At 71.4% G+C, this 21,036-nt stretch carries 15 protein-coding genes; 5 read left to right on the plus strand and 10 right to left on the minus strand.

The annotated features are described in order from the left end of the window. Window positions 1-14: 14 nt before the first annotated feature. The 3 genes from MFF61_RS24630 to MFF61_RS24640 form a co-directional block, all read right to left on the minus strand. Complete coding sequence (locus MFF61_RS24630) at window positions 15-1,202, minus strand: ABC transporter permease (protein ID WP_238240236.1); 1,188 nt, start codon at window positions 1,200-1,202, stop codon at window positions 15-17. A 19-nt stretch (window positions 1,203-1,221) separates the two neighbouring features. After that, window positions 1,222-1,680 carry a DUF4112 domain-containing protein gene (locus MFF61_RS24635; RefSeq protein ID WP_238240238.1) on the minus strand — a complete coding sequence of 153 codons (459 nt, stop codon included), beginning with the start codon at window positions 1,678-1,680 and terminating at the stop codon, window positions 1,222-1,224. A gap of 81 nt (window positions 1,681-1,761) precedes the next feature. After that, window positions 1,762-2,916, minus strand: a complete 1,155-nt coding sequence (locus MFF61_RS24640; RefSeq protein WP_238240241.1) for an aminotransferase — start codon at window positions 2,914-2,916, stop codon at window positions 1,762-1,764. A 361-nt stretch (window positions 2,917-3,277) separates the two neighbouring features. Between MFF61_RS24640 and MFF61_RS24645 the strand changes: the two genes are divergently transcribed. The 5 genes from MFF61_RS24645 (at window position 3,278) to MFF61_RS24665 (ending at window position 13,063) form a co-directional block, all read left to right on the plus strand. After that, window positions 3,278-3,433 carry a hypothetical protein gene (locus MFF61_RS24645; protein ID WP_238240242.1) on the plus strand — a complete coding sequence of 52 codons (156 nt, stop codon included), beginning with the start codon at window positions 3,278-3,280 and terminating at the stop codon, window positions 3,431-3,433. 272 nt (window positions 3,434-3,705) lie between these two features. Continuing rightward, on the plus strand, window positions 3,706-5,049 hold the full coding sequence (locus MFF61_RS24650) for an MdtA/MuxA family multidrug efflux RND transporter periplasmic adaptor subunit (protein WP_238240243.1): 1,344 nt from the start codon (window positions 3,706-3,708) through the stop codon (window positions 5,047-5,049). 67 nt (window positions 5,050-5,116) lie between these two features. Beyond that, complete coding sequence (locus MFF61_RS24655; RefSeq protein ID WP_238240244.1) at window positions 5,117-8,236, plus strand: multidrug efflux RND transporter permease subunit; 3,120 nt, start codon at window positions 5,117-5,119, stop codon at window positions 8,234-8,236. A 49-nt stretch (window positions 8,237-8,285) separates the two neighbouring features. Beyond that, window positions 8,286-11,567 (plus strand): efflux RND transporter permease subunit, encoded by a 3,282-nt coding sequence (locus tag MFF61_RS24660; RefSeq protein ID WP_238240245.1) that lies wholly within the window; start codon window positions 8,286-8,288, stop codon window positions 11,565-11,567. Next, entirely contained in the window at window positions 11,564-13,063 is a 1,500-nt protein-coding gene (locus MFF61_RS24665; RefSeq protein WP_373324793.1) for an efflux transporter outer membrane subunit, read from the plus strand. Before MFF61_RS24660 ends, MFF61_RS24665 begins: the two co-directional genes overlap by 4 nt. A 50-nt stretch (window positions 13,064-13,113) precedes the next feature. Here MFF61_RS24665 and MFF61_RS24670 read toward each other — a convergent pair whose 3' ends face one another. The 7 genes from MFF61_RS24670 to MFF61_RS24700 form a co-directional block, all read right to left on the minus strand. Beyond that, entirely contained in the window at window positions 13,114-14,706 is a 1,593-nt protein-coding gene (locus tag MFF61_RS24670; protein WP_238240248.1) for a GMC family oxidoreductase, read from the minus strand. Beyond that, window positions 14,703-15,527 (minus strand): shikimate dehydrogenase family protein, encoded by an 825-nt coding sequence (locus MFF61_RS24675; RefSeq protein ID WP_238240249.1) that lies wholly within the window; start codon window positions 15,525-15,527, stop codon window positions 14,703-14,705. Before MFF61_RS24675 ends, MFF61_RS24670 begins: the two co-directional genes overlap by 4 nt. A gap of 7 nt (window positions 15,528-15,534) precedes the next feature. After that, window positions 15,535-16,341 carry a 3-oxoacyl-ACP reductase FabG gene (gene fabG, locus MFF61_RS24680; RefSeq protein WP_238240250.1) on the minus strand — a complete coding sequence of 269 codons (807 nt, stop codon included), beginning with the start codon at window positions 16,339-16,341 and terminating at the stop codon, window positions 15,535-15,537. Window positions 16,342-16,343: 2 nt separating this feature from the next. Beyond that, on the minus strand, window positions 16,344-17,048 hold the full coding sequence (locus tag MFF61_RS24685; protein ID WP_238240251.1) for an ABC transporter ATP-binding protein: 705 nt from the start codon (window positions 17,046-17,048) through the stop codon (window positions 16,344-16,346). Next, complete coding sequence (locus MFF61_RS24690; RefSeq protein ID WP_238240252.1) at window positions 17,035-18,846, minus strand: branched-chain amino acid ABC transporter ATP-binding protein/permease; 1,812 nt, start codon at window positions 18,844-18,846, stop codon at window positions 17,035-17,037. The genes MFF61_RS24685 and MFF61_RS24690 overlap by 14 nt, the downstream gene beginning before the upstream one ends. Window positions 18,847-18,854: 8 nt before the next feature. After that, window positions 18,855-19,742: a branched-chain amino acid ABC transporter permease gene (locus tag MFF61_RS24695; protein WP_238240254.1), complete on the minus strand. Its 888-nt coding sequence runs from the start codon at window positions 19,740-19,742 to the stop codon at window positions 18,855-18,857. 62 nt (window positions 19,743-19,804) lie between these two features. After that, the gene (locus tag MFF61_RS24700) at window positions 19,805-21,010 is read right to left on the minus strand and encodes an ABC transporter substrate-binding protein (protein ID WP_238240257.1); all 1,206 of its coding nucleotides are present in this window, start codon (window positions 21,008-21,010) and stop codon (window positions 19,805-19,807) included. Between the last annotated feature and the right edge of the window lie 26 nt (window positions 21,011-21,036).

Below are 21,036 nucleotides of genomic sequence, written 5' to 3' on the forward strand. Positions count from 1 at the left end.
TCAGGCGCAGGTGCTCAGGCGAAGGTCTTGCGCGGATCGAATGCGTCGCGCACCGCCTCGCCGGCGAAGATCAGCAGGCTCAGCATCACGGCGATCACCGCGAAGCCGGTCAGCCCGAGCCACGGCGCCTGCAGGTTCGCCTTGCCCTGCGCCAGCAGCTCGCCGAGGGAGGGCGAGCCCGGCGGCAGCCCGAAGCCGAGGAAGTCGAGGGAGGTCAGCGTGGTGATCGAGCCGTTCAGCACGAACGGCAGAAAGGTCAGCGTCGCCACCATCGCGTTGGGTAGCAAGTGCTTGAACATGATGCGGGCGTTCGACAGGCCGAGCGCGCGGGCGGCCCGCACGTACTCGAAGTTGCGCGCCCGCAGGAACTCCGCCCGCACCACCCCGACGAGCGAGACCCAGGAGAACAGCAGCAGGATCCCGAGCAGCACGAAGAAGCTCGGCGTGATGATCGACGAGATGATGATCAGGAGGTAGAGCGACGGGATCGCGGTCCAGATCTCGATCACCCGCTGGAAGGCGAGGTCGATCCAGCCGCCGAAATAGCCCTGCACCGCGCCGGCCAGCACGCCGATCACCGACGAGATGATGGCGAGCGTGAGCCCGAACAGCACCGAGAGGCGGAAGCCGTAGATCAGCCGGGCCACCACGTCACGGCCCTGGTCGTCGGTGCCGAGCCAGTTCCACTCGATGTCGCGGCAGGTGGAGCCGCCCACCTTCTCGGCGCTCGCCCGGCACTGGGCGTCGGTGAGCAGCCAGGTCGGCGGCGCAGGCGCCGGCACCGGCAGGTCGAGGTTGTGGGTGTCGTAGGAGAAGCGGACCGGCGGCCACAGCGCCCAGCCGTTCTCCGCGAGTTCCTTGCGGATCACCGGGTCGCGGTAATCCGTGCGTGCGAGGAAGCCGCCGAACTTCTCCTCCGGGTAGTCCACGAAGACCGGCATCAGGATCTCGCCCTTGTAGGAGACGAGGATCGGCCGGTCGTTGGCGATGAACTCGGCGAACAGGCTGACGACGAACAGCGCCAGGAAGAGCAGGAACGACCAGTAGCCGCGCCGGTTCGCCCGGAAGTTGGCGAGCCGGCGGCGGTTGAGCGGCGACAGCCGCCGCGTGCCGATGCCGGGCAGCGGCACCGCCACGGGCGCGGCGGCCGGCGAGGTGAGCGGGATGGCGTCGTACTCGGGTGGCGGCGGACGCTCGTTCATGCCGCCGCCCCCCGCACGGTCAGCCGACCCGCGTCGCCGTGACGTCGATCACCGAGGGCTTCAGCTTGCCGCTGCGCTCCAGATGGCGGCGCAGCAGCTCGACGTTGCGGCGGTTGGCCTTGAAGGCGGCGTCGAACAGGTCGCCGACGAGCGGCACCACGCCCACCACGCCGTCGATCGCCGTGTTGGCGATCATCCGGCCGATCAGCCAGCGCGGCGCACCGAGCCGGCGCGCTTCCCAGATGATGTAGGAGGAGATCGCCGTCGAGACCGCGTCGCCCACCACCGGCAGCAGGCCCATCACCGCATCGAGGCCGATCCGGCGGTTGATGCCCGGGATCACGAAGGCGGTGTCGAGGATGTGCGCCATCAGTTCCAGGCGCGCGAGCGTCTGCTCGGCGTCGCTCGCCTCCGGGCGCGCGGTCCGGAAGGGCGGGGCCTCGCCGAAGCGGCCGCCGGCCGTCTGGGTGAAGTCCATCGTGGGGCTCCGAAGCGGATGCGAAGTGCTCATGCGTCAGCATGTGGCCCCGGCATCCCCGGCCCGCAAGGCGGGGGCGCATCACGCCGCCGCCCGGGCGACGCCGCTCAGGCGGTCGAGCGCCGCGTCGAGGGTCTCGTCGCGCTTGGCGAAGCAGAACCGCACCACGTGCCGCACCGGATCCTGCGCGTAGAAGGCGCTCACCGGGATCGCCGCGACCCCATGGCGGCGCACCAGCCGGTCGCAGAAGGCGACGTCGTCCGCAAAGCCCAGCGGCGCGATGTCGACGTTGAGGAAGTAGGTGCCGGCCGCGGGCAGCACGGTGAAGCCCAGCTCCGACAGGCCGGCCGCGAAGCGGTCGCGGGCCCGGGCGAACCCGGCCCGCATCCCCTCGAAATAGGCGTCGTCCTTGGCAAGCCCGTAGGCCACCGCCGACTGGAGATTCGGCGGCGTCGTGAAGGTGAGGAACTGGTGGGCCTTGGCCAGCACCCGCATCAGGGGCGGGGCCGCCAGCACGAAGCCGACCTTCCAGCCCGTGAGCGAGAAGATCTTCCCGGCCGAGCCGACCTTGATCGTGCGCTCGCGCATGCCCGGCAGCGCCATCAGCGGCCGGTGGCGGCGCCCGTCGAAGACCACGTGCTCCCAGACCTCGTCGCAGAGCGCCACCGCGTCGAAGCGGCGGCAGAAGGCGGCGAGCAGCGCCAGATCCTCCTCGGGAAAGACAGTGGCGGCCGGGTTGAGCGGGTTGTTGAACAGCACCACCCGGGTGCGGTCCGAGAAGGCCTGAGCCAGCGCCGCCTCGGTGAGCCGGAAATGCGGCGGGGTCAGCGTCACGAAGCGCGGCACGCCGCCCGCCCGGCGCACCAGCGGCAGGTAGGCGTCGTAGAGCGGCGCGAACAGCACCACCTCGTCGCCGGGCTCGATCAGGGCCATCAGGGCGCCCGCCAGGGCCTCGGTGGCGCCCGAGGTCACCATCACCTCGGCATCCGGATCGACCCCGAGGCCCTGCCAATGGGCGTAATGGGCAGCGACGGCGCGGCGCAGCTCCGGCAGCCCCATCATCGGCGGGTACTGGTTCCAGCCGTGGATCACCGCCTCGGCCGCCTTCGCCCGCACGTCCTCCGGTCCGGGATCGTCCGGGAAGCCCTGGCCGAGATTCACCGCCCCGGTCTCCCGGGCGAGAGCGGACATCACCTCGAACACCGTGGTGGGCAGATCGGCGAAGATCGGGTTCATGGAATCGCGGTTGGCTCGTCTGTGACCCCGGGACAAGGGGCTTCTCGCTAGCACGCGGGCGGCAGGTGCGAAACCGCACATGGGCTGCAGCGTGTGAACTGACGATTGTTGACAATCATCACTCGTCGGATAGCTTCCTGGTCATGCGGCCGGGCTGGCCGCGGGCACCGACCTGGAACTCCGCCCCCTCGTTCCGGATCGGTCGCCCAAGGCCAGCCCGGCCGTACCGCGTCCGGGTGCTGGGCCGCGGGCGCTTGCTGCCGGGTCGCGATTCCGGCACCAGGACGGGACGTCCGCCTCCCGCCTCCCGCCTCCCGCCTCCCGCGGCCCTCGCCGCCGCTCTTGCCGCCGCCCTCCTTCGATGTCCCTGCGCGCCTGCCTGTTTCTCGGATTGCTCACCGGCCTCCTGGGCGTCGGCCTGCGCCTCGCCCTGCCGGTGACGCCGGTCGATGCGAGCTACCGCGACGTGCTGGCCTTCTACCGGGCGCTCGGCGAGCGCTGGGAGGGGCGGCCCTGACCGGGCTCCCCGGGCGGGTGTCTTTTGTCCCCGCGGGCCGGCGGCGCGCCGCCCGACAGGACGGCACCGTTTAACGCTGCGGCATCGCGTCCCGTCCGCGGTTTTCCGCGACCCGCCGGTGTGCGTTCAGCAATCAAGAGGCAACATGTGGGCCGTACTGGCGTCGCATTGCCGTGGCGGATGGGACGGGATGAACTGCCGCCCGAACGGAACGACAACGGGCGGGGTTGAGGAGCGCGGGGACGACGGGGCCTCGGCGCCGGATTGACGAGATGAACGAACTGTCGCCGATCAGGACCGATGAGGCCGTCGAGACGGGGCCGCGCCGCCGCCGCTCCCGCTTCGTCTGGCTGGTCCTGCTGCTCGCGCTCGCGGCGGCCGGCGTCTGGGGCTACCGCACCTACCTGCCGGAGGGCTTCCGGTTCGAGGCCAAGCAGGCGGCCAAGCCCGAGGGCGGACGCCGCGGTGCCCGGCGGGGCGGGGGCGAGGGGCCGCAGGCGGTCGGCGTGGCCAGCGTGACCGCGGGCGACATGCCGGTGGTGCTCAGCGGGCTCGGCACCGTGACGCCGCTCGCCACCGTGACGGTGCGCTCGCAGATCAGCGGCTATCTCACCGAGATCGGCTTTCGCGAGGGGCAGCTCGTCAAGAAGGGCGACTTCCTGGCCCAGATCGACGTGCGCCCCTACGAGGCGCTGCTCGCCCAGTACCAGGGCCAGCTTCAGCGCGACCAGGCGCTGCTGCAGAACGCCCGGCTCGACCTCGCCCGCTACCAGACCCTGAACCGCCAGGACTCGATCTCCAAGCAGAACGTCGACACCCAGGCCGCCACGGTCAAGCAGTACGAGGGCATCGTCGCCTCCGATCAGGCGCAGATCGACCAGCAGCGGCTCAACATCCAGTACGGCCGCATCACCTCCCCGGTGGAGGGACGGGTCGGCCTGCGCCAGATCGACCAGGGCAACTACGTCACCGCGGCCTCGACCGGGATCGTGGTGGTGACGCAGCTTCAGCCGATCTCGGTGCTGTTCACCCTGCCGGAGGACGTGCTGGCGCGGGTGATGGACCGCCTGCGAGCGGGCGCGAAGCTGCCGGTGCGCATCTTCGACCGCAGCGACACCGCCGAGATCGCCATCGGCACCCTCGACACGGTGGACAACCAGATCGACGTGACGACCGGCACGGTGCGGCTGCGCGCCCTGTTTCCGAACAAGGACGAGCGGCTGTTTCCCAACCAGTTCGTCAACGCCAAGCTGCTCGTGGACACGGTGACGAACGCGCCGATCGTCCCGGCGGCGGCCGTCCTGCGCGGCACCCCCGGCACCTTCGTCTACCTGCTCGGCGAGGACGGCAAGGTCAGCGTCCGCCCGATTACCACCGGCGAGACCGACGGCAGCCGCACGGTGGTGACCGCCGGCCTCGCGGTCGGCGACCGGGTGGTGGTCGACGGCACCGACCGCCTGCGCGACGGGGCCGAGGTGCGGGTGACCGGCGAGGGCGAGCCGCGCAAGCCCCCGGCCGAGCCGGCCGCTGCGGCGCCGCAAGCCCCGCGTGCCGAGGCCGAGCCGGCGCCCGAGGGCGAGCGACCGCGCCGACGCCGGCCGCAGCAAGCCCCGTGAGGCTGGCCGTGCGGCGCGATCTGCCGTCCGGACCCGCAGCGCGTGCGGCGGAGGGAGGACCGCCGGCATGAATCCGTCGCGCCTGTTCATCCTGCGGCCGGTCGCCACCACGCTCACGATGCTGGCGATCCTGCTCACCGGCATCCTGTCCTACTTCAACCTGCCGCTCTCGGCGCTGCCGGCCGTCGACTACCCGACGATCCAGGTCCAGACCTTCTATCCCGGCGCCAGCCCCGAGGTGATGACCTCGGCGGTGACGGCGCCGCTGGAGCGGCAGTTCGGGCAGCTCGCCAACCTCAACCAGATGACCTCGCAATCCTCGGCAGGCGCCTCGGTCATCACGCTCCAGTTCAACCTCGACCTCTCCCTCGACGTCGCCACGCAGGAGGTGCAGGCGGCGATCAACGCGGCCGGCAACCTGCTGCCGAGCGACCTGCCGGCCCCGCCGGTCTACGCCAAGGTCAATCCGGCCGACGCGCCGATCCTGACGCTCGCGCTCACCTCGAAGACGCTGGCACTGACCCAGGTGCGCGACCTCGCCGAGACCCGCCTCGCGCAGAAGATCAGCCAGGTGTCGGGCGTCGGCCTCGTCACGATGGCGGGCGGGCAGCGCCCGGCCGTGCGGGTGCGCTTCAACGCCAGCGCGCTGGCGGGCTACGGCCTCAACATCGACGACCTGCGCACCACCATCGCCAACCTGAACGTCAACACCCCGAAGGGCACCATCGACGGGCCGACGCAATCCTTCGCCATCAACGCCAACGACCAGATCCGCGACCCCTCCGCCTACCGGGACGCGATCATCGCCTACCGCAACGGCGCGCCCGTGCGCCTCTCGGCGGTGGCGGACGTGATCGACGGGCCTGAGAACACCAAGCTCGGCGCCTGGATGGACACGACGCCCGCGGTCATCCTCAACATCCAGCGCCAGCCGGGCGCCAACGTCATCGCGGTGGTCGACCGCATCAAGGCGCTGCTGCCGCAGCTCCAGGCGACGCTGCCCGCCGCCATCGAGGTCACCCCGCTCACCGATCGCACGGTGACCATCCGCGCCTCGGTGCACGACGTGCAGGTCGAGCTGCTGCTCGCCATCGCGCTCGTGGTCGGGGTGATCTTCGTCTTCCTGCGCTCGCTGCCCGCGACCCTGATCCCGAGCCTGTCGGTGCCGCTCTCCCTCGTCGGGGCGCTGGCGATCATGGACCTGTGGGACTTCTCCCTCGACAACCTCTCGCTGATGGCGCTGACCATCGCCACCGGCTTCGTGGTCGACGACGCCATCGTGGTGATCGAGAACATCGCCCGCCACGTGGAGGAGGGTGAATCACCGCTCGAGGCCGCCCTCAAGGGCAGCCAGGAGATCGGCTTCACCATCATCTCGCTCACCGTCTCGCTGCTGGCGGTGCTGATCCCGCTCCTGTTCATGGGCGAGGTGGTCGGGCGGCTCTTTCACGAATTCGCCATCACGCTCGCGGCGACGATCGTGATCTCCGGCATCGTGTCGCTGACCCTGGTGCCGATGCTCTGCGCGCGGCTCCTGCGCCACGAGCCGGCCCGCGCCCGGCGGGAGGGCCGCCTCGCCCGCGCGGGCCGGCGCCTGACGGAGGGCGGCATCGCCTTCTACGCCTGGACGCTGCGCGGGGTGCTGCGCGCCCAGACCCTTACGCTGCTGGTGGCGATCGGCACCCTCGTGCTCACCGGCTACCTCTATGGGGTGATCCCGAAGGGCTTCTTCCCCGTGCAGGACACGGGCGTGATCCAGGGCGTGTCGCAGGCCGACCAGACCGTCTCCTACGCGGCGATGGCCGAGCGCCAGCAGCGCCTCGCCGAGGAGATCCTGAAGGACCCGGACGTGGTGAGCCTGTCCTCCTTCATCGGCGTCGACGGGCAGAACGTGACGCTCAATTCGGGGCGCTTCCTCATCAACCTGCGCCCGCGCGAGGAGCGCGCGCAGTCGGCGAGCGAGATCATCCGGCGCCTCTCGGCCCGCACCGCATCGGTGTCGGGCATCACCCTCTACATGCAGCCGGTGCAGGACCTCAGCATCGACACGGCGGTGAGCCCGACGCAGTACCAGTTCATCCTGGAGAACCCGGATCCCGCCGCCTTCGACGCCTGGGTGCCGCGCTTCGTCGACCGCCTGCGCCGGATCCCGGACCTCGCGGACGTGGCGAGCGACCGGCAGGCGGACGGGCTGGCGGCCTACATCACCATCGACCGGGCGACGGCGGGCCGCTACGGCATCACGCCCGCCTCCGTCGACAACGCCCTCTACGACGCCTTCGGGCAGCGCATCATCTCGACCATCTTCACCCAGTCGAACCAGTACCGGGTGATCCTGGAGGCCGATCCCGACCTGCACCGCTCGCTGCGCTCGCTGGACCGGATCTACCTGCCCTCCGCGACGGCGCAGAACGGGCAGGTGCCGCTCTCGGCCATCGCCCAGGTGAGCGAGCGGCGCGCGCCGCTGCTCATCAGCCATCTCGGCCAGTTCCCCGCCACCACGATCTCGTTCAACCTCGCGCCGGGCGCCTCGCTCGGGCCCGCCGTGGCGGCGATCCAGGCGGCCAAGGCCGAGATCGGCCTGCCCGAGAGCTTCCAGCTCGTCTTCCAGGGCTCGGCGCTCGCCTTCGAGGCCTCGCTGCGCAACACCCTGTTCCTCGTGCTCGCCGCGATCGTCACGGTCTACATCGTGCTCGGCGTGCTCTACGAGAGCTTCATCCACCCGGTCACGATCCTCTCGACGCTGCCCTCCGCCGGCATCGGGGCGCTCGCCGGCTTGATGCTGTTCGGGCACGACCTCGACATCATCGGCATCATCGGCATCGTGCTCTTGATCGGCATTGTGAAGAAGAACGCCATCATGATGATCGACTTCGCGCTCCAGGCGGAGCGCGAGGAGGGCATGACCCCGCGCGAGGCGATCTACCAGGCCTGCCTGCTGCGCTTCCGCCCGATCATGATGACGACCTTCGCGGCCCTGTTCGCGGCGGTGCCAATGATCTTCGGGACCGGCACCGGCTCGGAGCTGCGCCAGCCGCTCGGCGTGTCGATCGCGGGCGGCCTGATCGTCAGCCAGGTGCTGACCCTCTACACGACCCCGGTGATCTATCTCGCCTTCGACCGCCTCGCCCGCCGCCTGAGCGGCCGGCGGCGCGGCGGGCTCGCCCGCGGCGAGGCGGTGCCGTGAGGCGTGCCGGCCGAGCGGACGCGGCGCGGATGCGCGCCGGGAGGGCGGGGTGAACCTCTCCGCCCCCTTCATCCTGCGCCCGGTCGCCACCACGCTGCTCACGCTGGGCGTGCTCCTGGCCGGCCTGTTCGCCTTCGTGCAGCTGCCGGTGGCGCCGCTGCCGCAGGTGGATTTCCCGACCATCCTGGTCCAGGCGCAGATGGCGGGCGCGAGCCCCGAGACGATGGCCGCGACGGTGGCCGCCCCGCTGGAGCGGCGCCTCGGCCAGATCGCCGATGTCGACCAGATGACCTCCACGAGCTCCACCGGGCAGACCCGGATCGTGCTGGTCTTCGGCCTCAACCGGGACATCAACGGCGCGGCCCGCGACGTGCAGGCGGCCATCAACGCGGCGCGCGCCGACCTGCCGACGGCGCTGCGCCAGAACCCGACCTACCGCAAGTTCAACCCGGCCGACGCGCCGATCCTGATCATCGGCCTGACCTCGAAGACGCTCAGCCCCGGCGCCCTCTACGACAGCGCCGCCACCGTGCTGCAGCAGAAGCTCTCGCAACTCGAAGGCATCGGCAACGTCGAGGCGAGCGGTTCGTCGCTGCCGGCGGTGCGGGTCGAACTCGAACCCGGCGCCCTGTTCCACTACGGCATCGGGCTCGAGGGCATCCGCGCCGCCATCGCGGGCGCCAACGCGAACTCGCCCAAGGGGGCGATCGAGACCGACGCGCGGCGCTACCAGCTCTACGCCAACGACCAGGGCCGGGTGGCGGCCGATTACCGCGACATCGTGGTGGCCTACCGCAACGGCGCCGCCGTGCGCCTGCGCGACGTCGGCCGGGTGGTCGACGGGGTCGAGGACCGGCGCAACCTCGGCCTCGTCAACGGCCAGCCGGGCGTGCTGCTCATCGTCTACAAGCAGCCGGGCGGCAACGTGGTCGAGACCGTCGACCGCCTCAAGGCGGCGCTGCCCCAGATCAAGGCCGCGCTGCCGGGCGACATCGACATCGTGGTCACGGGCGACCGCAGCCTCACCATCCGGGCCTCGCTGGCGGAGGCCGAGCGCACGCTGCTGATCTCGGTCGGCCTCGTGATCCTGGTGGTGTTCGTGTTCCTGCGCTCGGCCCGCGCGACGCTGATCCCGGCCGTGGCGGTGCCGATCTCGCTCGTGGGCACCTTCGCGGCGATGTATCTCTGCGACTACAGCCTCGACAACATCTCGCTGATGGCCCTGATCATCGCGGCGGGCTTCGTGGTCGACGACGCCATCGTCGTGCTGGAGAACATCCAGCGCCACATCGAGGCGGGCCGCCCGCGGCTGGAGGCGGCGCTGCTCGGCGCCCGGGAGGTCGGCTTCACGGTGCTGTCGATGAGCCTGTCGCTCGTCGCGGTGTTCATGCCGATCCTGCTCATGGGCGGCATCGTCGGGCGCTTCTTCCAGGAATTCGCCGTGGTGCTGTCGCTGGCGATCCTGATCTCGCTCGTGCTGTCGCTCACCACCACGCCGATGATGTGCGCGCGGCTGCTCACGCCCGAACCGCACGGGCGGCGGCCCGGCCTGCTGGCGCGCGGCCTGGAGGCCGGCTTCGAGGGGATCCTGGCCGGCTACCGCCACAGCCTCGCCTGGGCGCTGCGCCACGGCGGCGTGGTGATGCTGGTGCTGTTCGCCACCATCGGGCTCAACGTCTACCTCTACGTCATCGTGCCCAAGGGCTTCTTCCCGCAGCAGGACACCGGCCAGATGATCGGCGGCGTCCAGGCCGACCAGCGCATCTCCTTCCAGGCGATGAGCGCCAAGCTGAAGGAGGCGACCGAGATCGTCCGGGCCGACCCGGCGGTGGAGAGCGTGGTGGGCTTCACGGGCGGGCGCGGCACCAACTCCGCGAACGTCTTCGTCGGCCTCAAGCCGCTCGGCCAGCGCGACCCGATCTCCGCCGTGATGGCGCGCCTGCGCCCGAAGCTCGCCGGCATCCCGGGGGCGCGGCTCTACCTGTTCGCGCGCCAGGACTTCAACGTCGGCGGGCGCCAGAGCTTCGCGCAGTACCAGTACACGCTGCAGGGCGACACCGCCGAGGACCTCTACACCTGGGCGCCGAAGCTCGTGGAGGCGATGCAGAAGGATCCGACCTTCGCGGACGTCAATTCCGACCAGCAGCAGGGCGGGCTGGAGAGCCGCCTCGTGATCGACCGGCCCACCGCCTACCGGTACGGGCTGACCCCGGATCTGATCGACAACACCCTCTACGACGCCTTCGGCCAGCGCGCCGTCTCGACCATCTACAACGCGCTCAACCAGTACCGCGTGGTGATGGAGATCGCCCCGCGCTACCTCGGCAACCCCGAGACCCTCAAGCAGATCTACGTCTCGACCTCCGGCGCGCGGGCGCGCGGCTCGGCCTCCACCAACGCGGTCGCCGGCACGGTGGCGGGTGCGCAGGCGGCCCAGACCGATCCGGCCGCCGCCGCGACCGCGGTCGCCACCGATTCGGCCCGCAACGCCGCCACCAACGCCATCGCGGGCCGGGCCGGCGCCTCCTCGGCGGCGGCGGTGAGCAGCGCCAAGGAGACGATGGTGCCGCTCTCCGCCTTCTCGCGCTTCGAAACCGGCACCGCCCCGGTGCAGGTGAGCCACCAGGGCCTGTTCGTCGCCACCACCGTCTCGTTCAACCTGCCGCCGGGCAGGACGCTCGGCGACGCCACCGCCGCGATCGAGCGGCACATGCGCGACCTGCGCATGCCGGCCACCATCCACGGCGAGTTCGGCGGCCTCGCCAAGACCTTCCAGGCCTCGTCCTCGCGCCAGCCGCTGCTGATCCTCGCCGCGCTGCTCGCGGTCTACGCGGTGCTCGGCATCCTGTACGAGAGCTACGTCCACCCGATCACGATCCTGTCGACGCTGCCCTCGGCGGGCATCGGCGCCGTGCTCGCCCTGATGCTGGCGGGCGAGGAGTTCGGCGTCATCGCGATGATCGGCATCTTCCTCCTCATCGGCATCGTGAAGAAGAACGCCATCATGATGATCGACTTCGCGCTCGACGCGCAGCGCAGCCGGGGCGTCGCCCCCCGCGAGGCGATCACCGAGGCCTGCCTCTTGCGCTTCCGCCCGATCCTGATGACAACGCTCGCGGCGCTGCTCGGGGCTCTGCCGCTGATTCTCGACGGCGGCGAGGGATCGGAGCTGCGCCGTCCGCTCGGCATCGCCATCGTGGGCGGCCTCACCGTGAGCCAAGTGCTGACCCTCTACACCACTCCCGTCGTCTACCTCGTGCTGGACCGCCTGCGCCTGCGGGTGAGCCGCCGCCGGTCCGGCGGGGCCGTGCCGCTGCCGGCCGGCGAATGAGGGAGGCCCGCGTGCGGTGGGTCCGCCTCGGCGCGGCCGGGCTGGTGCCTGTGTGGCTCGCCGGCTGCCTCGTCGGCCCCGACTATTCGCGGCCCTCGGTCGAGACGCCGCTCGCCTACAAGGAGGGCGGTGCGCCCGCCACCGCGATGCCGGGGCGCCACTGGCGCCCGGCGCGGCCCCGCGACGAGGCCGACCGCGGCGACTGGTGGCGCGTCTTCCGCGATCCCGGCCTCGACCGGCTGATCCGCCTCGTGGACGTCGACAACCAGAACCTGCGCGCGGCGGTGGCGGCCTACCGGCAGGCCCGGGCCCTGGTGCAGGAATCCCGCGCCCAGCTCTTCCCGACGGTGATCGGCGCGCCGAGCATCAGCCGCTCGCGCAACCTCGGGATCGAGCGCACGACCCTCACGCTCCAGGGCTCGGCGACCTGGGAACTCGACCTGTTCGGCCGCATCCGCCGCACCATCGAGAGCGACGTCGCCGCCGCGCAGGCGAGCGCGGCCGAGATCGCGGCGGTGCGCCTCGCCAACCAGGCCGAACTCGCCAGCGCCTACTTCCAGCTCCGCTACCAGGATTCGCTGCAGCGCCTCCTCGACCAAACGGTGCAGGCCTACCAGCGCTCCCTCGCCATCACGGAGAACCAGTACGCGGCGGGCGTCGCCGCCCGCTCTGACGTGATCACGGCGCAGACCCAGCTGCAGACCACGCAGGCCCAGGCCATCGCGGTGGGGCTCCAGCGCGCCGCCCTGGAGCACGCCATCGCCACCCTGATCGGGCGCCCGCCCGCCGAGGTCTCGCTGCCGCGCGCCGGCCTCAGCCCGCGCCCGCCCGCCGTGCCGGTGAGCCTGCCCTCGGACCTGCTGGAGCGGCGCCCCGACATCGCCCAGGCCGAGCGGGCCGTGCAGGCGCAGAGCGAGCAGATCGGCGTCGCGGTGGCGGCCTTCTACCCCACGGTCACGCTCTCGGCGAACGGCGGCATCACGGGGGATCCGGCGCGCAACTTCTTCTCGGCCGCCAACACCTTCTGGTCGGTGGCGGCGAACGGCAACCAGGCGCTGTTCGACGGCGGCGCCCGCGCGGCGGTGCTCCAGGCGGCGCGGGCGGGCTACGACGCCAACGTCGCCACCTACCGCCAGACGGTGCTGACCGCCTTCCAGGAGGTGGAGAACGGGCTCTCCGGCCAGCGCATCCTCGCCCGGCAGGCCGGGGCGCAGGACCTCGCCGTGCAATCCTCCCGCCGCGCGGTCGAGATCGCGCTGAACGAGTACCGGGCCGGCACCCAGAACTACACCACGGTGGTCACCGCCCAGGCGATCGCGCTCAACAACGAGGTCTCGGCGCTGCAGATCCTGCTCAACCGCTTCACCAACGCGGTCTCGCTGATCCGCGCCATCGGCGGCGGCTGGGACGTGCGCTCGCTGCCGGGCGGGGAGGAGCTGAAGCAGTTCCGTACCCTGCCGATCGATACCGGGCAGGCCCTGCGCACGGACGAGTAGCCTCCTGCGCGACCGGCCGCGGTCGGGACGGATGTCCCGTCACCGTCCGCTCACGCCGCCTTGATCAGATCCGCCGCCTTCTCGGCGATCATGAACACCGCCGCCTGGGTGTTGCCCGAGACGATGTCCGGCATGATCGAGGCGTCGGCCACCCGCAGGCCGCGCAGGCCGCGCACCCGCAGCTCCGGATCGGTGACCGCACGCTCGTCCCGCCCCATCCGGCAGGTGCCGCAGATGTGGTAGATCGTCTGGCCGTCGCGGCGGGCGAAGGCGAGCCAGTCGGCGTCGGTGCGGCAATCCGGGCCGGGGTTGAGCTCGTGCGCCCGGAAGGGGTCCATCGGCGCCTGCGCGACGATGTGCCGGGCGATCTTCATGCCCTCGACCATCGCGCGCCGGTCCTCCTCGGTGGCGAGGAAGTTCGGGCGGATCACCGGCGGCGTCAGGGGATCGGGCGAGGCGGCGTGGATGCTGCCGCGGGATTGCGGCCGCAGCTGCGTCACGCCGACCGTCATGCCGGGCTCGGTGTCGAGCTTGCGCTCGGCCGCGTTGGCGTAGCTCGCGTGCATGAAGAAGTACTGCACGTCCGGCCCCGCCAAGCCCGGCCGCGTGCGCACGAAGCCGTGGGCGAGACCGGTGCCGAGCGTCAGGATGCCCCGGCGCGTCGCCGCGTACTGCGCCACGGCGAGCGCGAGGCGATAGCCCCGGGTCGCCTCGTTGAGCGTCACCGGCTGCTTCACCCGCCAGTTCATGCGGGTGCAGTAATGGTCGATGTAGTTCGCCCCGACGCCGGGCGCCGCGTGCCGCACCGGGATCCCGAGCGAGGACAGGATCGCCGGGTCGCCGATGCCGGAGAGTTCGAGGAGCTGCGGCGTCTGGGCGGCGCCCGCCGCCAGGATCACCTCCGCGCGGGCCGAAAAGGACCGCTCCTCGCCGCCGATGCGGGCCACCACGCCGGTCGCACGGTCGCCCTCGAAGGTCAGGCGCAGCACGTGCGCGTCCGTGCGCACCGCGAGGTTCGGGCGGCGCAGGGCCGGCGCCAGATAGGCGTCCGCCGCGCTCACGCGCCGGCCGCCGCGCTGGTTCACCTGGTAGTAGCCGAAGCCGTCCTGGCTCGGCCCGTTGTAGTCGGGGTTGCGCGGGTAGCCGGCGGCCTCGGCCGCCGCGATGAAGGCCTCGGCGAGGGCGGGCCGCTCGGCCACCTCGACGATCGGCAGGGGACCGCCGCGGGCGCGCAGCGGATCGGCCGGTCCGGCAAAATCCTCGATCCGGCGGAAATACGGGAGGACGTCCTCGAAACCCCAGCCGGTGCAGCCGGCCTGCGCCCATTGGTCGTAATCCTGCGGCTGCCCGCGGACGTAGATCATGCCGTTGATGAGCGTGGAGCCGCCGAGCCCCTTGCCCCGCGGCACCGCGATCACCCGGCCCCCGGTCGCCTCCTCGGGCTCGGTCCGGAAGCGCCAGTTGTAGGCCGGGTTGGTGAGGAGCTTGCTGAACCCGGCCGGTATCGTGATCCAGGGGTGGCGCGCGCGTCCGCCCGCCTCCAGCATCAGCACCGAGCGGTTGCCCGCCGCGCTGAGCCGGTCGGCGAGCACGCAGCCCGCCGTGCCGCCGCCGACGATGACGTAGTCGAAGGTCTCGGTCACCGCGCGGCGCCCTCGTTCAGCACCTGCGGTTGCAGCGCCCCCATGTGCTGCGCCATCAGGACGATCTGGCAGTCCAGCATCGGCCGCCCGCGCTGCACCCGGCAGCCCGCCGCCTCCGCCGCGGCGAGGAGCGGCGTGATCTCGGGCTCCATGATCGCCTCGGCCACGAAGGGACGCGCGGCGAGGAGCGCCGGGTCGAGGGGGAGGGGGTCGTCGGCGCGCATGCCGAGCGAGGTGCCGTTCACGAGAATGTCATGCGTGCCCCCGCCCGGGTCGGTGGCGAGCGAGAGGCCCGGGTAGGCGACGGCGAGGCGCGCGAGCAGCCCGTCGGTGCGGGCGGGCGTGCGGTTGACCACCGTGAGATGCGCGATACCGGCGCCCGCCAGCGCGAAGGCGATGGCGCTCGCAGCCCCTCCCGCGCCCGCGAGGCAGACGCGCTTGCCCGCCGGGTCCTCGCCCGAGGCGCGCAGGGCCGCCACGAAGCCGAGGCCGTCGAGCATGGTGCCGATCATCCGCCCGTCCGGGTCGCGGCGCACGCAGTTGACGGCACCGACGCCGCGCGCGTCGGGCGAGACCTCGTCACAGAGGTCGAGCATCGCGGTCTTGTGCGGCACGGTGGCGATGAAGCCGCCGAAGTTGTGCATCCGGCGCAGGCCCTCGACCGCCGCCGCGAGGCCGTCCGGCGCCACGTGGAAGGGCACCAGCACGCCGTCGACGCCGGCCCGCGCGAACAGGGCGTTCATCACCTCGGGCGTCTTCACGTGGTAGATCGGGTCGGCCAGGATGCCGTAGACCCGGGTGGTGCCGGTGATCGCGCGCATGCGGGACTCAGGTCATGTAGAGGCCGCCGGCGACGTCGACGGTCTGGCCCGTGACGAAGCTCGCCTCGGCGGAGGTGAGATAGAGGGCGAGGTCGGCGACTTCTTCCGGCTGGCCGAGGCGCTGCATGGGCGTGAGGCGGGCCTGCTCGGCGTTCACCGCCTCGCCCACGCCCCGCACCATCGGCGTCTCGATGCGGCCGGGCGCGATGGCGTTGACCCGGATACCGAAGGGCCCGAGTTCCGCCGCGAGGTGCTTGGTGAGGCCGATCAGGGCGGCCTTGGAGGCCGCGTAGTGGCAGGCCACGATCGGCGAGTAGGTCTTGCCGGCCACCGACGACAGGTTGACGATCCAGCCGCGCCCCGCCTCCCGCATGGCGGGGCTCAGCGCCCGCACGGTGTGGAAGCAGCCCGAGAGGTTGACGGCGATCACCCGGCTCCACTCGGCCGGGTCCATCTCCCAGACCTTGTGGGCCACGCCGTCGTGCTTGGGCGAGATGCCGGCGTTGTTGATCACCGTGTCGAAGGGGCCCTCCAGCGCGAGCGCGGCCTCCGCGAGCCGGGTCTCGACCTCGGCATAGTCGGCGACGTCGAGGAGGAGCGCCAGCGCCCGCCCGCCCGCCACCTCGATCGCCCGCACGGTCTCGGCGACGTCCTCGCGGTTCACGTCCGCCACGCCGACCGCGGCGCCGCGCGCCGCGAAGCCTTCCGCGATGGCCCGCCCGATGCCGCGGCCGGCCCCCGTCACCAGCACCCGCCGGCCCGCATGGCTCGGCCGCCGGGCGATCGCCGCCGGGTTCGTGTCGCGTTCGCTCATCGTCAGATCCCCAGATAGGCCCGCCGGACATGGTCGTTGGCGAGGAGCGCCTTGGCCTCGTCGCGCAGCACGATCTCGCCGTTCTCCAGCACGTAGCCGCGGTCGGCGACCTGCAGCGTGTGGAAGACGTTCTGCTCCACGATCAGCACGGTGACGCCGCTGCGCACGATCCGGTCCACCACCGCAAACACCTGCGAGACGATGATCGGCGCGAGCCCGAGGGAGGGCTCGTCGAACATCAGGAGCTTGGGCCGGGCCATCATGCCCCGCGCGATCGCGACCATCTGCTGCTCGCCGCCCGAGAGCGAGCCGGCGTTCTGGTCGAGGCGCTCGCGCACCCGGGGAAACAGCTCCAGCACCTCCTCCAGCGTCTCGGCCTGCCGCGCCCGCGCGGCGCGCCGGTAGGCGCCCATCAGCAGGTTCTCGCGCACGCTCATCTCGGGAAAGAGCTGGCGGCCCTCCGGGATCAGGGTGACGCCCCGCTCCACCATCTCGTGGCCGGACAGGCGCGTGACGTCCTGCCCCTCGAAGGTGATGCGGCCGGCGGTCGGCGTGAGGAGGCCCGCGATGGTGCGCAGCGTCGTGGTCTTGCCGGCGCCGTTCGCCCCGATGATCGTCACCACCTCGCCGGCTGCGACGTCGAGCGAGACGTCGTGCAGGATGGTGGTGGCGCCGTAGCCCGCGTGGACGCCCTCAAGCCTGAGCATGGACGAACTCCTTGCCGAGATAGGCCTCGACGACGACCGGATCGCGCACCACCTCCTGCGGCCGCCCTTCCGCGATGATCCGCCCGGAATTGAGCACGATCACCCGGTCGGAGAGCGACATCACCGCCTGCATCACGTGCTCGATGGCGATGATGCTGACGCCGCTGTCGCGGATCGACAGCATCAGGTCGATGGCGCGGCGCACGTCGGTCTGGTTGATGCCGGCCATCACCTCGTCGAGGAGCAGCACGCGCGGCTGCATCGCCATCACGCGCGCCACCTCCAGCCGCTTGAAGCCGCCGATGGTCAAGCCCCGCGCCTCGACGTCGAGCCAGGGGCCGAGGCCCATGCGGTGGGCGGTCTCGCGCGCCACCGCGCGGGCCTCCCGCACATCCGCGTGCCGGTGGAAGGCCCCCACCATGATGTTCTCCTCGACCGTCATCGCCGCGAAGGGCTGCACGATCTGGAAGGTGCGGCCGACGCCGAGCCCGGCGAAATCGGCCGGGCTGACCGGCTGGTGCCACGTTCCGTCCGGCGCCCGCACGCTCACGCGGCCGGAATCGGCCCGCAGGAAGCCCGAGATCATGTTGAAGACGGTGGTCTTGCCGGCCCCGTTCGGCCCGATCAGGCCCAGGATCTCGCCCTCGCGCAGCGTGAAGCCGACGTCGTTGGTGACGTGCAGGCCGCCGAAATGCTTCTGCAGACCCTCGACGCGCAGGATCTCGGCGCCGACCGCCGGGCGCGCCGCCGCGGCCGCCGGAACGGCCGGCGCCGCCTGCGCCCCGCGGGAAGCCGGGCGGCGCCCGAGCCGGGCGACGAGCCCCATCAGGCCGTTGGGCATGAACAGCACGACGAGCATCAGGACGAGGCCGTAGACGAGGCCGTGCAGCCCCAGCGCCTTGGCACCGAGCCAGCCGCGGGCGAGTTCGGTGATCGGCACGAGGAGCACCGCGCCGAGCAGCGGACCGAACACCGTGCCGATCCCGCCGATGAGCGCGAACATCGCGATCTGGATCGAGAGCGTCAGCGAGAACATCGCCGCCGGCTCGATGTAGGTGAGGTACATGGCGTGGAAGGTGCCGACGATGGCGGTCAGTCCGCCCGAGACCGAGACCGCGACGAGGCGCACCCGCACCGTGTCGACGCCCGCCGCCTGCGCGGCGGATTCGCGCTCGCGCGTCGCCACGAGATAGTAGCCGAGCCGGCGCCAGCGCACGAACCACGCCACCGCCAGCGTCGCGAGCAGCAGGCCGAACGCGATGGCGAGCTGCGGCGGGCGCTCGCGGAAGACCATCCATTCCCAGCCGAGCTTGAGCGGGATCATCAGCCCGGTCGCCCCGCCCGTCACCTCGCGGAAATGCAGGGCGAGGACGCGGAACACCTCCAGGAAGGCGATGGTGGCGAGCGAGAAGAACGGGCCGCGCAGCCGGAAGCACGGATAGCTGATCGCCACCGCGACGATCACGGCGAGCGCCGCCCCGGCGAACATCCCGAGCCAGGGCGTGATGCCGAGGCCCGCCAGGATCACCCCCGCATAGGCGCCGATGCCGTAGAAGATGCCGTGGCCGAGGGAGAGCTGGCCGGTGAAGCCGCCGACGATGTTCCAGGCCGTCGAGAGCGCGGCAAAGACGCAGATCGTGATGAAGACGTGGTAGACGAAGGCGTTGTCCACCGCGATCGGCACCGCGACCAGCGCCGCCAGCACCAGGGCGAGCCCGGCGGCCTGCCAGCGCGGCAGGGCGGGCGCCCCGGCCGGGGCGGCGCGCGGGACGGTCGTCGTCGGGGAGGCGGTGCTCATGACATCCCTCATGGCGACACGTGCGCGAGCTTGAGCCGCGAGCCGAACAGGCCGGACGGCCGCAGGATCAGGATCAGCAGGAAGACGCCGAACACCGCGATCTCGCGCATGTCCGAGCCGACGTAGAACCCCGCCACGCTGTCGATGAGGCCGATCAGGAGCGAGCCCGCGAAGGCGCCGCCGATGGAGCCGAGCCCGCCCAGCACCACCACCACGAAGGCGGTGAGCACGAAGTAGGTGCCGCTGTTCGGCGAGGTCGGGTAGAGCGGCGCCACCAGCACGGCGGCGACGCCGACGCAGGCCGCGCCGATGCCGAAGGTGAGCGCGTAGATGCGCTTCACGTCGATGCCCATCAGCTCCGCCGCGGCGCGGTTCTGCGCCACCGCCCGGATCGCCCGGCCGGTCTGGGTGCGGGCGAGGAAGGCCTGCAGCCCGACCACCAGCGCGATCGCCGCGAGGAAGATCACGATCTGCCCGGTGAGGACCCGCACCGGGCCGATCTCGACGGGCGCGCGCAGGCCGTGCGGGGGCGTGTTGGCGATGTCGGCGCCGAAGACCAGCAGCGCGAGGTTGATGAGCGCCGTCGAGAGGCCGACCGTGGCGAAGATCTGGATGTGGTCGTCGCCGGACGCCATCAGCGGCTGGATCAGCAGCCGCTGCGTCAGGGCGCCGAGGATGAACAGCACCGGCACCACCGCGATCACCGCCACGAAGGGGTGCAGCCCGAGCGCGCTCGTGACGAGGTAGGTCCCGTACATCCCGAGCATCAGGAACTCGCCATGGGCGAAGTTCACGACCTTGACGATGCCGAAGATCAGCGTGAGGCCGACGCTCACGATGGCGAACAGCCCGCCGAGCATCAGCCCGTTGGCGAGTACCTGCAGCAGGATGTCCATGCGCGCCTCCGCGACAGGGGGCAATCGGGCGGCGGGACGCGCCCGCCGCCGATGAGGCTGTGCTACTTGCGGAACTGCATCGGCGAGACCGCCGCCTCGTCCGGGTAGACCGTGACGAGCTTGCCGTTCTGCCACTGCATGCCCATCATCGCGGCCCGCTCGTTCTGGTTGTTCGTGCCGAACTTGAAGCCGTAGCCGACCGCCGTCGTGCCCGCCTTGACGTCGAGGTTCTTCATCGCCTTGGTGATCGTATCCGGCGTGAAGCCCTTGGTCTTGTTCAATTCCTGCAGGATGAGCTTGGCCCCGACATAGTTGTTGAGCGAATGGCCGGAGCGGGGATTGCCATTGTACTTCTTCTTGTAGGCCTCCACGAAGCCCTCGATGCCCGGCGTGTACTTGGTGTTGACGAGGAATTGGGTGAAGTCGGTGTCGAGCACGCCCTCGATGACGCCGTGACCGACGGCGTCGGCGGTGGGCTGCATCGAGTAGCCGCCGCCCCCGCCGATGATCGCGCCGGGCTTGAAGCCGGCCTCGTTCGCCTGCTGCAGGAACAGGACGGAATCGTTCTGGTAGGAGGTCTGCATCACGATGTCGACGCCGCGCCGCTTCAGGTCGAGGACGAGCGAGGACATGTCGACCGTCGAGGCCGGATAGGCCTGCGAGGTCACGACGTTCAGCTTGGCGGCGGCCGCGTACTTCTTCTGGTGGCCGGCGACCGAGGTGCCGTAGTTCGAATCCTCGTGGATGATCCCGATCTTCAGCTCCTCGGGCTTCTTGCCGAGGCCGCCCGCGACCTTGTTGACGATCATCTCGACCGCGAGCTTGGCCATGTCCTCGGCGGTCGGGTTGGTGCGGTAGAGGAACTTGAGGCCGCGGCCCGTGACCTCGTCGGCCACGGCGCCGAGTTCGAAGTACGGCACGCCCGCGAGTTCGGCGACCTGGCTCGCCGCGATCGAGCGGGCCGAGGAATAGGTGCCGAACAGCGCGACCACCCGCTCGAGCGAGATCAGCCGGCGCGCCTCGCCGATCGCCTGGTTGTTGTCCACGGCGTCGCCGCGCACCAGCACGACCTTCTCGCCCTGCACCCCGCCCGCGGCGTTGATCTCCTCGACGGCGAGTTCCAGGCCCCGGGCGCTCTCCTCGCCGAGCAGCGCGAGCTGCCCGCTGAACGGGTAGAGCGCGCCGAACTTCACGTCGGCCCGCGCCGCGCCGGCGGCGAGCCCCAGCACGACGGCGGCGACCGACGCCGCGACGACAGACTTCCTCATGGTTGCTCCCTCCGATCCTGCGGGCT

It is taken from the genome of Methylobacterium isbiliense (assembly GCF_022179325.1).
Lineage (GTDB): Bacteria > Pseudomonadota > Alphaproteobacteria > Rhizobiales > Beijerinckiaceae > Methylobacterium > Methylobacterium isbiliense.

Coding starts and splice junctions, on each gene's coding strand:
- MFF61_RS24630 (WP_238240236.1), bottom strand. CDS start 1,202: ATGAACGAGCGTCCGCCGCCACCCGAGTACGACGCCATCCCGCTCACC.
- MFF61_RS24635 (WP_238240238.1), bottom strand. CDS start 1,680: ATGGACTTCACCCAGACGGCCGGCGGCCGCTTCGGCGAGGCCCCGCCC.
- MFF61_RS24640 (WP_238240241.1), bottom strand. CDS start 2,916: ATGAACCCGATCTTCGCCGATCTGCCCACCACGGTGTTCGAGGTGATG.
- MFF61_RS24645 (WP_238240242.1), top strand. CDS start 3,278: ATGTCCCTGCGCGCCTGCCTGTTTCTCGGATTGCTCACCGGCCTCCTG.
- MFF61_RS24650 (WP_238240243.1), top strand. CDS start 3,706: ATGAACGAACTGTCGCCGATCAGGACCGATGAGGCCGTCGAGACGGGG.
- MFF61_RS24655 (WP_238240244.1), top strand. CDS start 5,117: ATGAATCCGTCGCGCCTGTTCATCCTGCGGCCGGTCGCCACCACGCTC.
- MFF61_RS24665 (WP_373324793.1), top strand. CDS start 11,564: ATGAGGGAGGCCCGCGTGCGGTGGGTCCGCCTCGGCGCGGCCGGGCTG.
- MFF61_RS24675 (WP_238240249.1), bottom strand. CDS start 15,527: ATGCGCGCGATCACCGGCACCACCCGGGTCTACGGCATCCTGGCCGAC.
- fabG (WP_238240250.1), bottom strand. CDS start 16,341: ATGAGCGAACGCGACACGAACCCGGCGGCGATCGCCCGGCGGCCGAGC.
- MFF61_RS24685 (WP_238240251.1), bottom strand. CDS start 17,048: ATGCTCAGGCTTGAGGGCGTCCACGCGGGCTACGGCGCCACCACCATC.
- MFF61_RS24690 (WP_238240252.1), bottom strand. CDS start 18,846: ATGAGCACCGCCTCCCCGACGACGACCGTCCCGCGCGCCGCCCCGGCC.
- MFF61_RS24695 (WP_238240254.1), bottom strand. CDS start 19,742: ATGGACATCCTGCTGCAGGTACTCGCCAACGGGCTGATGCTCGGCGGG.
- MFF61_RS24700 (WP_238240257.1), bottom strand. CDS start 21,010: ATGAGGAAGTCTGTCGTCGCGGCGTCGGTCGCCGCCGTCGTGCTGGGG.